At 43.7% G+C, this 16,963-nt stretch carries 9 protein-coding genes and 1 tRNA gene; 5 read left to right on the forward strand and 5 right to left on the reverse strand.

The window, feature by feature from the left end; genetic code table 11:
• Window positions 1-10: 10 nt before the first annotated feature.
• The 4 genes from ACSX1H_RS02295 to ACSX1H_RS02310 all read right to left on the reverse strand — a co-directional run bounded on the left by ACSX1H_RS02295 (window position 11) and on the right by ACSX1H_RS02310 (window position 8,668).
• The gene (locus tag ACSX1H_RS02295) at window positions 11-2,395 is read right to left on the reverse strand and encodes a hypothetical protein (RefSeq protein ID WP_439181948.1); all 2,385 of its coding nucleotides are present in this window, start codon (window positions 2,393-2,395) and stop codon (window positions 11-13) included.
• Between the two features lie 141 nt (window positions 2,396-2,536).
• Window positions 2,537-4,213, reverse strand: a complete 1,677-nt coding sequence (locus ACSX1H_RS02300; protein ID WP_439181949.1) for a RagB/SusD family nutrient uptake outer membrane protein — start codon at window positions 4,211-4,213, stop codon at window positions 2,537-2,539.
• A gap of 24 nt (window positions 4,214-4,237) precedes the next feature.
• Window positions 4,238-7,525 carry a SusC/RagA family TonB-linked outer membrane protein gene (locus tag ACSX1H_RS02305; protein ID WP_439181950.1) on the reverse strand — a complete coding sequence of 1,096 codons (3,288 nt, stop codon included), beginning with the start codon at window positions 7,523-7,525 and terminating at the stop codon, window positions 4,238-4,240.
• Between the two features lie 156 nt (window positions 7,526-7,681).
• Window positions 7,682-8,668 (reverse strand): FecR family protein, encoded by a 987-nt coding sequence (locus ACSX1H_RS02310; RefSeq protein ID WP_439181951.1) that lies wholly within the window; start codon window positions 8,666-8,668, stop codon window positions 7,682-7,684.
• Window positions 8,669-8,798: 130 nt separating this feature from the next.
• On the opposite strand from ACSX1H_RS02310, the gene ACSX1H_RS02315 reads away from it, so the two are divergent.
• The 3 genes from ACSX1H_RS02315 to ACSX1H_RS02325 all read left to right on the forward strand — a co-directional run bounded on the left by ACSX1H_RS02315 (window position 8,799) and on the right by ACSX1H_RS02325 (window position 12,986).
• Entirely contained in the window at window positions 8,799-9,377 is a 579-nt protein-coding gene (locus tag ACSX1H_RS02315; protein WP_439181952.1) for an RNA polymerase sigma-70 factor, read from the forward strand.
• A 17-nt stretch (window positions 9,378-9,394) separates the two neighbouring features.
• Window positions 9,395-10,018: a carbohydrate-binding family 9-like protein gene (locus ACSX1H_RS02320; protein ID WP_439181953.1), complete on the forward strand. Its 624-nt coding sequence runs from the start codon at window positions 9,395-9,397 to the stop codon at window positions 10,016-10,018.
• Window positions 10,019-10,661: 643 nt separating this feature from the next.
• Window positions 10,662-12,986 carry a glycoside hydrolase family 20 protein gene (locus tag ACSX1H_RS02325; RefSeq protein WP_439181954.1) on the forward strand — a complete coding sequence of 775 codons (2,325 nt, stop codon included), beginning with the start codon at window positions 10,662-10,664 and terminating at the stop codon, window positions 12,984-12,986.
• A gap of 163 nt (window positions 12,987-13,149) precedes the next feature.
• Here ACSX1H_RS02325 and ACSX1H_RS02330 read toward each other — a convergent pair.
• A tRNA-Ile gene (locus ACSX1H_RS02330) sits at window positions 13,150-13,223 on the reverse strand.
• Between the two features lie 174 nt (window positions 13,224-13,397).
• On the opposite strand from ACSX1H_RS02330, the gene ACSX1H_RS02335 reads away from it, so the two are divergent.
• Together ACSX1H_RS02335 and ACSX1H_RS02340 are read left to right on the forward strand one after the other, a co-directional pair.
• Window positions 13,398-13,688, forward strand: a complete 291-nt coding sequence (locus ACSX1H_RS02335; RefSeq protein WP_439181955.1) for a hypothetical protein — start codon at window positions 13,398-13,400, stop codon at window positions 13,686-13,688.
• A 93-nt stretch (window positions 13,689-13,781) separates the two neighbouring features.
• Complete coding sequence (locus ACSX1H_RS02340; protein ID WP_439181956.1) at window positions 13,782-16,805, forward strand: basic secretory protein-like protein; 3,024 nt, start codon at window positions 13,782-13,784, stop codon at window positions 16,803-16,805.
• The last annotated feature ends 158 nt before the right edge of the window (window positions 16,806-16,963 follow it).

Raw genomic sequence — 16,963 nt, forward strand, 5'->3', positions numbered from 1 at the left:
CGGTTAATTTTTATTTTCTGTTTAACTCCAGTTTGATTGATTTGAACGGCTGTGGATAGGCGCTTATCCATACTTCAGGTTTCAAATCCAGGTTTTCCTTATCATAGCCCATCACAAAAACCTCTATCTTTTTGCCCACATCTTCGTCCGAAACAGGGATATAGTAGGTATAATTTTTATCGCGCTTAGCGTTAATATACTCCCAGGTGTTGGATGGATAGGAAACTGCCCTTTCGGGTGCGCCACGTAATTCGCCACCTACAATTGCGGCTGCATAAGCCCCTTCAATACCATGTTTTCCATTCACGGCCACACACAAGTAACTGTTCTCAGCCACCTCATCCAGAGTTACCTTACCAGCCCATGCTTTTTGCACCTTCATATTATCGGCATGTGCAAACAAGTTGGATGCACGCCAGTTATCAGTGGATACCTTCTTGCCATTTTTATAGCCCTCAATTTCAACAATACGCTGCGGAAACTCCTTAAAACGTAAATAACGCACCGGTTTAGTTAAATCAATAACCATCTCCTTTCCGGCCAGGTAAGTCAGTGTTTCCCATTTCTGCAGATCTGTTGATACTTCCACATAGTTGCCTTCGTCGCGCAAAAGCGGCTGCAACGAGAAATCATCAGGTACATACAGAATCAGTTGATCTAAATCGCTAACTGCACCTAAATCCAAACGAAAACAGCCGCCTTTCACCTTCTGATCGCGCTTGTATTTGAATGATGGCCAGAAACCTGTGGCCATGTTTCCATCAAACAGGTTCTTGTCCCAGATACCGCGTTCAACAAATGTTGGCTGATTGAAAAAAGCCTCACGCGCCGCCTTTACTTCCGGAATTTGAGTTTCACCGGAACGTTGTACCGAGCGCACTTCCAATGCATTGTTATCGGCTGAGAAAACCGTTGCTTCGTACAAGGCTTCTGTGTTATCAGGTAGCTCAGAAAGCTTCAGATCCATCAGTTTGCGATGTGTATCCTGATTCAATTTAGTACCCGGAAACTTCACTTTAACCTTCTTGCCGGCAGCCAGTTTGGCATTAGTCTTGCCATTTAAGCTGGCTGAGCTATAGGTGTCTGGTGCTTGCAAGCTGATAAGAGCTGATTCGCCTGGCTGGCCCAGCACTTCTATTTCAATTGGGGATCCTTCTACATTGCGAATAACTCTGTAATCGGCACCAACTATGGCCGGCTCATCATAACCTGCCGAAGTTGCCAGCAACATGGACGCTCTGAATGGAGCAACAGTTATGGATGTTTCTTGCCCCTTCTTAAAAGTACCTATTACCTTCTCGGTAGGATGCAATTGCACCAAAGTCACTTTCTCGCCGTCCTTCAATCCAATTTCATCATCCAGGCGAATGGTATAACTGGTTTCATTCCAGCTTAGGTTTCTCAACGTAATAATTCGCGTTTGCTCATCACCTCGTGACACAGCTGATGGACCATACGATGCCGGCAAAGCCATACCATTCACCAGAATATGGCCATACTTGCGATGCAAGTTGAAGAAACGTGCCAATTGCGAAAACTCATCATCGCGCAGCAACCATGGATTACCATACAGCTCCGGCGCCAGTATTAATGAACGGTTGAACGCCTGCAACACCAAATCATCTTCCCAATAATCAAGACAGGAAGAAAGGCACACCCCATGATCTTCAGTCAAACGCTTCATTTCAGGAGGTAACCCTCTGTTGAGTGCGCCGGCTCTGTTATGCGGCGCTGTTACATCGTTGGTCATAAATACATCGATGTAAGTCTCATAGCCTTCCCACAAAAAGGTAGTGGCGTATGGTTCTGATTTCTGCAGCCCCAGTCGGTGATTCAATAGAATCAAGTCCGGGCTGTACTGACGACACTCCTTCATCATGCGAATAAATGCATCTTCCTTCTCTAAGGGTAAAGGCCCGCATACGGCATCGAACTTAAACAATGCAAATTCATAATCGCGACACAGTTTCACCATCTGGTCAATACGCGCCTGTTCTTCTGCATCGGTCGACCCGAATCCATCGGGACCGCCCCATACGCCCAGGCGAATACCAAGCTCTTTTGCTTTCTTGTACATAGGGTCAAAGCCATTGGGAAACTGCTTTTTAAAACGATCGGAATAGATGCTGCCATAAAAGCGCTTGCCATCGATAGCACCGGCATCAAAGGCATAAATATCGAGCTGCATCCCATAGGTTTCTTTTAGCCATTCGAAAAAGGCCAGATTGACCATGGTCTGGGCTTCGGTTGCACCTTCATTAGTGTTGTTTATCCAGCTAAAATACTGGGCTTTGGAGGGCGTTTTTTCATCAGCCCCAGGAAATACGCTTTCCTGCGCCTGCACTCCCATCCCAATAAAAAGGAAAATATACAGGGTGTATAATACAATCTTCATGTTATCCAGATTATAAATAGTCGAAATAGGGAGAAAGCAATGCAGCTTTTCCGTATGACAGACTAAATTAGGTTGATAGAAAGAGGTTGCACCTATGACATTTATCTAACTTAGATGGTGCAACCTCAAATAATTTAAGTATTACCAGTTAGGGTTTTGCTCTATACGGTCGCCATTTTGGTCCATTTCTTTTTGCGGTATTGGCCACCAGAAATAGTTTTCAGAAACGATTTTGCGTGCATCTGCATCAATCACCTGTTTAACCACGTGAACCGGTTCAGGTAAGAGGTTATCATCCTTGTCAACAAACTGACGGTACTCAATCCCTTGAACAGGCTCTTTGGTGACTTCTTCAAAGATACCCCAGCGACGAATATCGAAAGGACGCATACCTTCCATGGCCATTTCTACCCGCTGCTCGTTACGGATAAGTTCGAGGAAACTACCATTATACCTGTCTGCCACCACATCATCAATACTATTGGTATTTCCGGCCCGAGCCCTAATTGTCTGAATCAGGCTGCGGGCTTCACTCTCATTTTCGCCTAATACAGTCAAGGCCTCAGCCCTAAGAATCATTACTTCGGCCAATCGTACTAAAACCAAATTATTATAAGTGTCCCATGTGTCAGGTTCCGAAAAATACTTTTTGGTGTTAAACCCTGTTGGCGTTTTATTCCATTCGCCGCCACCACCTTCGCCAAACACATCGCCTTCAACTACCGAACGATCATTGAGGTCGGCATAGTCGCGATCGGGATGGAACATACCGTTTTGAACATTATTGGGTATGGTATTATAGTAGCCCCAGCGAAACTCCATGCCGGGGGCATAAATGCTGGCCTTAAAACGTGGATCTTTATTCTCATATGGTCGGTATTCTACCTGAGGAGCAATGTATTCATAGGCATCAACCAACGACTTGGTTGGCACCACCACGCTGTAGCCCCAAACAGACTGCGGGTAATTTTCGCCCCACCAATTCTTGAACTCCACATTATACATACGCAATAGAATAGTTTCGCTCAACTTTTCGTTACCTATGGTAAACAAGTCCTCATAATTATCAGCAAGCGAATATTGCATTTTCAGTATTTCTGCTGTTTCATCCCTTACAATCTTGTAGTATTCATTATCGTTCAGGTAACCAGCTGCTGAGGCCGCGAATCGAGCTCTGAATGCACGGGCAGCTGCTTGCCCAATCAACGATTTATTTGCCGGATACTCGGGCAACCCAGGAATGGCTTCTTCCATTTCCTTTAAGATAAAGTCGAATACTTCCTTGGGGTTAGCTGCCTGCTTCACACTCTCGGCCTGCTCCACTGTCGATGGCGTTTCTAAAATCATCATTGGCCGGCCAAATAAACCCACCAGCTCGTAGTAATAAAAGGCACGCATGGTTCGGGCTTCTCCTAAAATTCGTGCTCTTTCATCTTCTTTCCCATTGGACTCCCAATCATAGTTATCTATGTTTTGAATAATGGTATTGGTGCGTTGAATAGACACGTAGCATTGGGACCACTTATTATCCGGAAAATAAGAGAAGCTAGAGGCAATTCCGTAGCCAAGGTCATAGCCAAGATTCCATCCGTGGGTTGTAATGGCATTATCGGTGGTGGTCTCCATCCAGTGATATCTGCCAGATGAGTTCCAACGGGCATAGGCTGCTACTAAGGCCTTATCAAAATCGGCCGGTGAGGTAAAGAAGTTTTCTTCCGTAATAATCCCCTCTGGTTCCAGATTGATATTGTCGTTACATGCCTGAAGCCCTACGAAAGCTATCAGCACAAACAGTATATAGTATTTGGTATTTCTCATGATCATTCTTTTTTATCCACTTAATTAAAAAGTTACATTCATGCCTAAAGAGATAATTTTAGTGGTCGGATAAGATCTTACACGGCCATCAAAACTCTCGGGGTCAAGCCCCTGATCTAAACTGGTAATGGTAAACAAGTTTGTGCCTGATACATAAATCCGGGCCTTTTCAATGTTTACTCTGTCGAGAAGACTCTTTGGCAGATTATAGCCCAATTGAGCATTTTTTAAGCGCAGGTAATTATTCTTTTTCAGGAAGAAATCGTTGTACTTTGTAAAGTTGCGGCCTGAGGCTGCTTCTAAGCGAGGAACCGAAGCATTCCCGTCTTCGTTTTCCGGTGTCCATCTGTCGCGAAAATGAATGCCTGTGAATGCACCATAAGACGGCCCTTCGTACCATTCGCCATAAACGTAGGTATTTGCACCCGTGGCCCCCTGTAAAAATAAACTCAGGTCAAAGCCCTTATACTCAGCATTAAAGTTATACCCGAAGGTAAACCTTGGAATATTAGAGTGGTAAATTTGACGATCGTCGCCATCTATTTTAAAATCGCCATTCACATCAACAAACTTAACATCACCAGGTTTTAGTCCGTTAATACCTCGTGGATCTTCCGTATAAGTGTTTCTGTATTCGGCCAGCTCTTCTTCATTCGCTATCAGGCCATCAGTAGCAAATATATAATACGAACCCAATGCACTTCCTTCTTTCTGCATGGTCCAGCCATCAATATATTCGTCATCACTGGCTCGATCGACCCATTCATTTTTATTGTAAGAGAAATTAAGAGTCGTAGTAACTTTAAAATCACCCAGGGTTTTGCGATATCCCAAAAGTGTTTCTAAACCGCTGTTGCGCACTACTCCTGCATTTTGTTCTGGTGCTCCCAGCCCAATGTAAGTCGGTATTGCAAGTGTAAGAAGTATATCTCGGGTATCTTTACGGTAATACTCTAACTCACCAAAAAATTTCCCATCTAACAAAGAAAAATCGAGCCCGATATTGGCTAACTCAACAGTTTCCCAGCTGATGTTAGCATTGGCCATGTCGTACTGTGTAACACCTGTTACCAGGTTGCCGTTCATCACGTTATCTTCAACGGCATATTGAGGTAAATATCTGAAATCGCCAATTCGCTCATTCCCCATCTGGCCCCACGAAGCTCTCAGCTTCAGGTTTGTTAAAAACTCCAGGCTTCCCATGAACTCTTCCTGCGAAATTCGCCATGCCGCTGAAAAGGATGGAAATACGCCCCATTTATTACCTTTAGCGAAACGTGAAGAACCATCTTTACGCACGTTTGCTTCAAACAAATAGCGCTCTTTATAGTCGTAATTTAACCGGCCAAAAAATGAATTAAGGCCATGCTTTTGCATACTCCCGTCGGCATACTGAAACTCCGAATCTCCCAGTGAAATATGAGGCATGTTATCGGATATTAAGTTGTTTCGGGAGCCACTCAGGTAGTAACTGCGATAGCTGATCTGTTCGGCACCTGCTAAAATAGTGAGGGCGTGTGCATCGCTGAAGGTTTTATTATAAGTTGCTAAGGCACGAAGAGTCACCTGATAACTGTTTGTACGGCTATCACGAACACTATTTTGTGGATTCCAGGTATTCACATAGTTATCATCAGCATCATAAAACTTATGTGTGCGATTATGCGTTTTATTCATCGACCAGCCCCCATTGACTGCTGCCACACCCTTCAGACTCAAGCCGTCAAGTAGCTCATAAGCTGTTTTGAGCTGCATATACACCTCATCCTTTGTATACTCCTGGGTGCCTATCACTGATGGATCAAGGTAAGCAACCGGGTTATTATTCTGATCATCTAAGGCGTAATTCCCGTTTTCGTAGCGAACAGGTGTTGTGGGCACCATCGACCAGGCGGTAGCCTGCGCACTTCCCAGACCGCCCGGCCAGTCGCGTTCGGTATGACGGTACTGAATATCAGCACCAAAATCGAGCCTGTTTCCTACTTTGAAATCGGTATTTAAACGCATATTATAGCGCTCATAGCTGGTATTATCGGTTAAGCCCGGCTGGTCCAGGTAGTTTAGGGAAAGTAGATACTTGCCGTCTTCTGTTCCGCCGTTAATTTTTACGGTATGCTCAGTGATGTAATTGGCATTGTATATTTCATCGGGATAAACCACATAGGGGTGACCGTAGGGATCTGCACCCGATTCGGTGATACTAATTGCATCTTCACTAAAAATGGGGGCATTGCCTTTATTAATACTCGCCTCGTTCACCATCTCCATGTATTCGCGAGCACCAACCGCCTTGGGCTTAACTGCTCTATCCTGAATACCAACATATCCATCATAGGAAACACGCATTTTACCTTCCTTACCTCTTTTTGTGGTAACGAGGATAACGCCATGGGCGGCGCGTGAACCATAAATGGCAGCTGATGCTGCATCTTTCAACACGGATACGTTCTCAATATCGGCTGAAGGCACATCACTCAAACTCATTTCAACTCCATCGACCAGAACCAATGGGTTGGAATTGCCCGTGGTACCAACACCGCGAATAAAAATTTGTGGATCATCTCCACCTGGCGCTCCTCCACGGTCAATTACGGTAATTCCGTTTGCCAGTCCTTGCAGCGCTTTAGAAGTATTAGGGTTAGATATTTTAGCAATCGCATCGCCTTCGACCTTTGCCACAGAACCGGTCAGATTCACCTTCTTTTGTGAACCATAACCAACCACCACCACCTCATCTAATCCGGTAGTTTCTTCTATCAGTGTTAGATCGAGTTGAGTCCGTTCCCCAACTTCTATATTCTGTTCTTCGAAGCCAATGTATGAGAAAGTGAGAATAACACCATCACCACTAACCGAAATCGAATAAGTTCCATCAATACCGGTAATAACACCGTTTGTTGGATGAGCTTTATCAAACACATTTACACCGGGCAGTGGTTCGCCGTTGATATCGGTTACCTTCCCTTTAACAACAGTTATCTTTTGCTGGGCCGATACCTCATGAACAGGAGATTGTGGCACAATAACAATATTATCGTCAATCATGCGATAAGTTAAGCCGGTTTGAGACAGTACCACATCCATTATCTCACCAATAGATGCCGATTCGGTATCAATATCTACTTTAGTCCCCGACGGTATCATCTCCGACTGGAAATAAATATCAATCCCCAGATTATTCTGTATCGTTTTTAAGGCCTCTTCGACGCTGACATTTTTGATCTTCAACGTGATACTGGTCTTACTCTGGGAGTAAGAACTGGCAGAAATCTGCATTAAGGACACGATAAGCATTACCATGGTTAGTCTCATAACCCTGACGAATTTGGTTGCTCTTCTCTCTTTAAAGAGAAAGCAACAGTTCCACTTTTTTTTCATAAATTTGAATTGTTAAATTAGTATTATTGATGTCCTGCAAGACATCAGGATCTAATCGGGAAATGTTGGTAGCATCTCCCGATTTTTAGTTTATCTCATACGCTTAATAATTACTTCTTGTCCGTTAATAGAATAGCTAATGGGAGTCATTACTTTAAGCAGTTCGAGGGTCTCGCTCAAAGAAGATGACTTTTTGATGACCCCATGAAAATGCTGGCCCTCGAAATCTTCGGCTTGCCAATCAACACGCACATTGTACCACCTTTCAATGATGTCTACCACCTCGCCAAACACCACATCTTCGAAAACGTATCGGCCCACCGACCATTGATTAATGCGTTTAGAATTAACTGTGCGTTTCTCCACATTTTTGGTTGACACATCAAACACCACTTGCATATCTGGCTTCATGGTGATGTGTTTTCCGTTTGACTGCCACTGTACGATTCCTTCTTCGAGTGTGGTCACAATTTGAGTCTCATCCGGATAAGCCCTTATATTAAAAATAGTTCCAAGTACTTTCACCTGCTGCTGCCCAGAATGTACTTCAAAGACAAGTTTTGGGTGTTTGGTAACATTAAAATGCGCTTCTCCAACTAATTGGACATCTCTGCTGCCATGTCCAAAATCGGATGGAACAGTTAAACTGGAGCCCGCATTTAAAGTAACCAAAGAACCATCTGCCAATGTAAGCTGAGTAATTTGTCCTTCAGAAGCAGTGAAAACATGAGCGCCTCCATTGGATAAATCAGTATCTGGCCGGGCACTGAATTGATGACCAATAAAAAAAGCAAAAAGTACAGCGGCTGCAACAACTGCAAGGTTTAGAATTCGCTTCAAGCGATGCTGTCTAACAAATGATAAGGACAGCCGCTCTTCAACTCTTTCCCATTCCAACTCCTCATTATAATTGTAAGCATTAGTTTTCAGCCCTGTATAGTCCCACGCATCTTTCAGCTGCAGATAACGCTGAAAAAGCTCATTGTTATGCCTGAGCTGATGCACCACCTGTGCCTGTTCATCTGCTGAACATTCACCTTTTATATAGCGTATCAGTATATCTTCATTAATATCCATTTCATGTGTTTTTTAATAAGTTCCAATAATAAGAATTTACCCTACCTCAAAAGGTGATTTTTTTCCGAATAAATTGATTTTCCTTTGATTTACTCTTGGATTATGTATATTTGATGCAGTTACAAAATCCATGAATCCATCTGAAAAAATCATACTTCAAGCCATTAAAGGTGGTGAGGTGACTATGTATAAGGAGTTGTTCAGAAAATACTCCAAGTCACTATTTTACTACGCCTGTAAGTTTATTTCGCCTGATGACGCCCGTGATGTGGTACAAGATGTATTTATTGCCATCTGGACCCAACGCAGCCATTTAGACATTAAAACATCGCTGAACAGCTACTTATTTGGCGTTACCCGAAATAAGTGTCTCAAACACTTGCAAAAAAAAGAGAGAACCAGCCCCGATGACCAACTCTCGCTAATGGAAATTCAGCACTACGAGACCTACAATGACGGAATTAACACCCTAATTGAGAAGGAACTAAATCACAAATACGAAGAGGCTTTGCAGCAGCTGCCACCTAAATGTCTGGAGGTGTTTCTCCTAAGCCGACGTCAGCACTTAAAAAACAAAGAAATAGCTGAAACCCTTAGCATCAGTGAGAAAGCGGTAGAAAAGCACATCAATAAGGCACTGAAACACCTAAAAAAAGAACTGAAAGAATATCTCCCACTATTGTACTACCTGGGGCAGTTTTGGGGGTAAACAACAATATGATAGAAATGAAGCAACTGGAGATTAAACGTATTAAATGTAACGAATCAGGTGATATCAATTATCCTGAGGCCATCCACCCTATCGATAACGATAACTGGAACTACCCGGCCGATGTGAAGGTGAAATTTGGAATGGCCTACGACGATTGCCACCTGTACCTGCACTATGCAGTGAATGAGAATCACCCCAAAGCGGTATGTACCACCACTAATGGGCCGGTTTGGGAAGACAGCTGCGTGGAGTTCTTTATAACATTTGATGACCAAAACTATTACAACCTGGAGTTTAACTGTATCGGCACCCGTTTGGCTGGCTTTGGCGCCGTCAACACAAAGCGCCACAGGCTCAACCCTAAGCTGGTTGAAAGCATTGAAACGCTGCCATCATTGGGCAGGCAAGCAATTGACCTGGAAAACACACCTACCCAGTGGGAGATGAAAATTAAGATTCCGAAAAGCGTGTTTGGCGATACCATTAAGCAGTTTGAAGCCGGCCAAAGCTTTAAAGCCAACTTTTACAAATGCGGCGATAAACAAGAGCAGATGCACTTCCTGTCGTGGAACCCCATCAGCCACGAAAAGCCTAACTTTCATCTGCCGCAGTATTTTGGAACCATAAAACTCGTTTAGGCTAAAACCTGCAAGGCCAACAAAAAATAGTTACAACCCGGTACTGGCATATCGGGTTTTTTTAGTGCAATTATATCCCGTACCCTTTTAAAGTTCATAGTCTCAAAAAAACAACCAACATGCCTGGTGCCGGATCAGTATCCAGCTAAGGTTAGACAGGCGCGTGTCTAAACCGAGGACAGGCCCCTGCTAAAGCTTAGGCTAGGCCCTGCTTTTTAAAGGTGGTAATTTATCCTCTCAACAGTTCAGTACTCGTTTGCATGATTAATAGTGCGCCTTATAAACAGTATCTCATCTATTCGAATAAACCTTCCAGCTCCTTATCCTTTTAATTTTTCGGTATTGAACTGCGATGGTTTTTAAAAAAGAAACCCCCTCTAATGCAATAATCGACCAATTTGCACATGTTTCCTACCTGAATCAAATCAAAGGAGCAAAGTGGTTCAGAGAAAAAAAGTTAATATTGTCATTCTCTCAAACCCTTTAACCATACTCAATTGCGAAATAGCCATACACACAATGAGAGGAAAACGATTGAATGCTCACCCGCTTTGGGTTGCAATTACTAAAAAATAATGCAAAATAGTCGGTGTGTTGTTTTCAAATAAAGATGGTAGAAACATTAACTAATAAATAAAATAATATGATTCACAAAAAAGTACTTCTTGTCTTTGCCGGTGTTCTGGCCGGTCTTTTGACGGGACAAATGAAGGCCCAATCAACGGCCGATTACCAGGTGGTGCCCTTGCCACAAACAATTAAAACAGTGGAGGGGGAACCCTTTGTTTTAAATGCCAAAACAGTGATTGCCTATCCCAATGGCAATGAACAGATGGCACAGAACGCAGCTTTCCTCAGTGAATATATTCAGGAGCAAACCGGAATGACACTGAAAACAAAGGTAAAAGGCAGTAAAAATACCATCGCCTTGCACCTGAATGCAGACGAACAACAACCAGAAGCCTATAGTATCCATGTAGATAAGGATGGCGTAACCATTACCGGAGCCAGTGCTTCAGCAGTGTTTTATGGTGTCCAAACCCTTCGTAAAGCCATCCCCGTGCAGACGGTGGAACAGGTTAACTTGCCAGCCGTTACCATTGAGGATGCACCGCGCTTTGCCTATCGGGGCATGATGCTCGATGTGTCGCGACATATGTTTTCGGTCGCTGAAATTAAAACCTTTATCGACATGCTGGCCTTACACAACATCAACAACTTCCACTGGCACCTGACCGAGGATCAGGGCTGGCGCATAGAGATTAAGAAATACCCTCGACTAACCGAGATTGGCTCACAGCGCAAGGAAACGGTGATTGGACGCAACAGCGGGGTTTATGATGGCGAGCCGTACGGTGGATATTACACACAGGAGGATATTAAGGCGGTGGTTAACTACGCTGCTAAACGCTACATCAATGTGATACCGGAAATTGATATGCCTGGACACATGTTGGCCGCTTTGGCATCCTATCCGGAGTTGGGTTGTACCGGAGGTCCTTATGAAGTATGGACACAATGGGGCGTTTCAGATGATGTTTTATGTGTGGGTAACGACCAAACCCTTGCCTTCGTGAAGGACGTATTAAATGAGGTGATGGATTTATTCCCTTCTGAAATGATTCATATTGGCGGGGATGAGTGTCCGAAAACACGCTGGAAGGACTGTGATAAATGCCAGGCACGCATCCAATCTTTGGACCTGAAAGCTGATGAAGCGCACACTGCCGAAGAGCGTTTACAAAGCTACTTTATTAGTTATGCAGAAAAGGTAATTAACGATCGTGGCCGTCGTATGATCGGCTGGGACGAGATACTTGAAGGCGGTTTGGCACCCAACGCCACAGTAATGTCCTGGCGAGGCATGGCCGGTGGTATTCAGGCCGCTCAAATGGGGCACGACGTGGTGATGACCCCCAACTCACATGTGTATTTCGATCATTACCAGTCAACCGATGTGGCCCGCGATCCTTTGGCCATTGGTGGATATTCACCCTTGAGTAATGTGTATGATTTTGAACCCGTGCCTGCGAAACTAAGTGCCGAAGAAAGTAAGCATATCCTGGGAGCACAAGCTAACCTATGGACTGAGTATGTGCCGGTATTTTCTCATGCGCAGTACATGGTATTACCACGTATGGCAGCCTTAAGCGAAGTGCAATGGATGCAGCCCGAGCAAAAGGATTATGAGGCCTTCTTGTCGCGCTTACAACGACTGATCGAAATCTACAAAGCACAGGGTTACAACTACGCCAAGCATATTTACGACATAGAGGCAGCCTTTGTGCCTAATTCAGAGGATGAAACCATTGATGTGTACCTGAAATCACTGACTGATGGACCTATTTATTACACATTCGACGGAACAGCTCCAGTTAAGCATTCGCCTGTTTATAAGGATGTGCTGAAGTTCAACCGGAATGCTTCTATCAGTGCACGTACGTACCACAAGGACGGTGCCAGCCGCGTGTTGCGCGAGTCGGTAGTATTTAACCAGGCTACCACAAAGTCTATTAAGGCCCTACAGCCTGTAGATAAGCAATACAGCTATGAAGGCATCTCCACCTTAGTGGATGGATTGAAAGGTAATAACAACTACCGGACAGGTCGTTGGATTGCTTTCCGAGGAAATGACCTGGAGGCCGTGATTGATATGAAACGTCCTACCAGTATTAAAGAGGCTGAAATAACTACAAACGTAGTAAAGGGCGATTGGGTATTTGATGTACGCCAATTTGAGATTCAGGTTTCAGACAATGGTCAGGAATACCGAACAGTGGCTACTCATAGCTATGCACCCCTTTCTCAGGATGATGCTGATGGTATTAAAACCCATACGCTTAAGTTTGAGCCGGTGCAAGCCCGTTACGTTAAAGTAATTGCAGTTCCCGAAATGGAAATGCCACAGTGGCACGGTGGCAAAGGCAAAACTGCCTATTTATTTGTGGATGAAATTGTGCTGAAATAATATTTGCCAAAGCATTTTAGAAGACCCGACAAGCTTAATGTTTTGTTGGGTCTTTTTGCTTATTGGAGGAACCACAATGCGCTGGCAGATAGAATTTCCACGTAACCTGATTGAAAACATAAAAAAAGCAGCTACGAACATTTCGTAACTGCTTAGCTTTCTGTGGGCCCACCTGGGCTTGAACCAGGGACCCCCTGATTATGAGTCAGGTGCTCTAACCAACTGAGCTATAGGCCCGGCTTTATAAGGCGTATTGCCTTTTCAGCGGATGCAAAAATAGTTAACAATTTTATATTATCAAATAGATACTTTTAATATTTTGTGAATATCAGAAGCTTTTCGTACCAGCCAGGCATTGAAAAAACAACTATACTTCTGTACATTAGAGCAATATAACTTAAGACCTAAAAAATGACACACCCACAAAAAATCAAGATTATAACAGGTGCTTTACTCACCGCCTGCTTTCTGACGGCTTGTTTACCTGGAGGTGGTAACTATTCACCTGCCGAACCAGCAGGCTTTTTTACAGGAATTTGGCACGGCTGGATAGCACCAATATCACTTATTTTAGCACTCTTCAACAAAGACATCACCATATACGAAACCTTTAATACCGGCTGGTGGTATGATTTTGGTTTTTACATCTCAATAATAGCTGGCTTTGGCGGGCTAAGACTGCTGCGTAAAAAAACAGATTAATGATACACTCATTTATAGGCAGACAAAACAAGATGACATAATCGTTAATTTGGCTGAAATGTGTATATTAAAGGACACATTAGTCGATGCACTATGCGCACTTTTATCATCATAATCCTTCTAGGATGGAGTTGTCTAACTCTTCATGCGCAATACTTCGGCCAAAATAAACCGTCCTATAAAAAGTTTGATTTTCAACTCTACAAAACCCCACACTTTGAAATCTATCATTATTTCAACAATGATGATTTAGTGAAGCAGTTGGGCAGACAAGCCGAAAAATGGTATTATTATCACCAACAGGTTCTGCTAGACACTTTTCAAACCCGTAATCCGCTTATTTTTTATTCTAACCATGCCGATTTTCAGCAAACCACCGCTGTAAGCAGCCGGATAGATGTAGGAACAGGAGGTGTTACAGAAGGAATGAAACGACGGGTTGTTATGCCGGTAGCTTTCACCAAAGCACAAACCGACCACGTATTGGGCCATGAGCTGGTGCATGCTTTTCAATACCATACCCTCACCTCAAACAGTGATGTTAACCTGATGGCCATAAACAACATCCCTTTATGGATGATTGAGGGCATGGCCGAGTATTTATCATTAGGAACTGCCAATAGCCAAACGAGCATCTGGATGCGCGATGCGCTAATTAATAACAAGTTTCCAAGTCTTGAACAGATGACGCGCAGTTATCGTTACTCACCCTATCGGTATGGACATGCTTTTTGGGCATTTATTGCCCACCAATACGGCGAACAATATATACCACGCTTGTTTAAAGCCACCGCACAACATGGCTATCAACAGGCCATTGGCGATGTTTTGATGCTGTCTGATGACTCTCTGTCTGTTATATGGAAACAATCTTTAAAGGAGCACCTTTTGAACAACCAGGCAGACTCAACCCTCACTATTATTGGTGAACGACTGATCTCTAAAAAAAATAGCGGCCGCTATAACCTTAACCCTTCAATCAGCCCCAATGGCAAGTATGTGGTCTATCTGTCAGAGCGAGATGTTTACGACATCGATTTATTTTTGGCTGACAGCCAGAGCGGGGATGTTATTTCTCGACTTTACACGGCAAGTAGTCACGATGAAATTGATGCCATTAACTACCTTGAAACATCTGGTACCTGGTCGCCCGACAGTCGCTTTTTTGCATTCATCGCATTCAAGCAGGGAGTCTCTTCCTGCCAGGTTTATGACCTTCAAAAAAAACAGATTACCCATGAGATTCAAATTGAAGGGCAGGATGAAATTAGCTGGCCTGCTTGGTCGCCGGTAAACAACACCATTGCCTTTGCTGCCCTAAAAGAAGGAAACTCCGATATTATTGTTTACAATTTTGATGAGGGCACATACAAAAACATCACAAACAACAGCTACTCCTGCATTCAACCATCGTGGACCGATAACGGACAGTTTATCTATTTTGTGACGGATAAGGATGTATCTGCCCAACAGAATAAGCAAAAAGGTTTAAACCTTGCGAAGGTATCAGTTGAAAACTCACAAATCAGCTATTACAGCACTTTCGATGGTGCTAAAAACCTGAATCCAACTGCCACTTCCAATGCTGAAGAAGTGCTGTTTCTATCCGACAGGGATGGCCGCCGTAACCTTTACTTACTCAACACAACCAGTTCTGAAATCTTTCAAATCACACATTATCCAACCGGTATTATTGGCCTCACCGATTACTCACCTGCACTAACCATTGCTGCCGACACCTTATTATATACGATGCTCTGGAATGGCGAATACTCCATTCTAAAAACTTCCCTTCAGCATGTTTTACGCAATAAAGAGCTGATTGAAGCTCCAATAGCAGACCTCAGCGCTTCGCGCCTTCTGCCCCACTCCGTTATTCCTTCACAGGTGGAAACCAACCTCTACTTTAACCGACAACCCCATTCTTTGCAACCCGATAGTTTTTTTAATGCACGCATTCAAAACCGTTTTAAGCTGGATTATGTGGGAAATGCTTCAGCAGGTGTAATGACGGGACGCTTTGGGACTGGGATGGCCGGAAGCATTGAGGCAATGTTTAGCGATGTATTGGGCAAAAATATGTTATATACCGCATTAAGTATCAATGGTGAAATATACGATTTTGGTGGTCAGATAGCCTATATCAGTCAACGTAAGCGTGTCAAATTAGGCATTGGTCTTTCTCACATTCCATACCGCACAGGCACTTATCAATATCAAACGGACACCTTGAGCGATGGCACCACCAGTCGTTCGCTTAACTATCTTTTTCGCCGCACTTTTGAAGATAAACTATCCATCTTTACATTTATACCCATCAACAAAACTAAGCGATTTGAATTAGGCGCCTCCTATGCATTTTACAACTATCGTATAGAACGAATCAAGGATGTACGGTCCTACTCACAAATATATTCTGCCGATAAGGAGAGAATTCCAGCTCCCGATGGCTTTGGTACAGGTATACTGGATGCAGCCTATGTGATTGACAATGCTAAAATGGGCTTGGCCTCCCCGGTTGAAGGCAAACGGTTGAGGATACAGGTTGAACATTACCTGCACAAACTACAAATGCAAACACTCCTTGTGGACTTCAGACGTTACATCTTTATCAAACCCTACAGCCTGGCCTTTCGACTTTACCATTACGGGCGCTATGGCAAAGACTCCGATAGCGAGCGAATGAGCGAACTTTTTCTTGGATCGCCCTGGTTCATAAGAGGCTACGATATGGGTAGTTTCTATGGCGATGAATCCACAAATGCCAGCACAATCAGCATGAATCAGCTAATTGGCACGAGGCTTCTCGTTTCTAACCTGGAATGGCGCATTCCCTTTACCGGCCCAAAGGAAATCGCCTGGATTTCGTCAGGGCTACTATTTAGCGAACTGGCCCTGTTTCTTGATGCTGGTGTGAGCTGGAATAAACACTCTTATCCGGTTGCCAGGCTTACCACCAATAACAGCACCCAGCGAATTCCGGTTTTCAGTGGTGGATTGGCCTATCGAATCAACCTGTTTGGCGCCATCATACTGGAACCCTACTACGCATTCCCCTTCCACCAAAATCAAATGAAGAAAGGTGAATTTGGCCTCAATATATTCGCCGGATGGTAAACTAAATACACAATATTTTTCGACGATCGTTTAATGAGCTCCTTAAAATCACTATCTTGTGATTGCGGGGGCAGATAATTTATGTGAGAAAAGTTAATTGGAGAGCATCCAGAAAACAAAAGCTCATGGACTATCTAAGCCGGATCAAACCGACTTAT

This window comes from Carboxylicivirga taeanensis (assembly GCF_051851475.1).
In the GTDB taxonomy this organism is placed as follows: Bacteria; Bacteroidota; Bacteroidia; order Bacteroidales; family Marinilabiliaceae; genus Carboxylicivirga; species Carboxylicivirga taeanensis.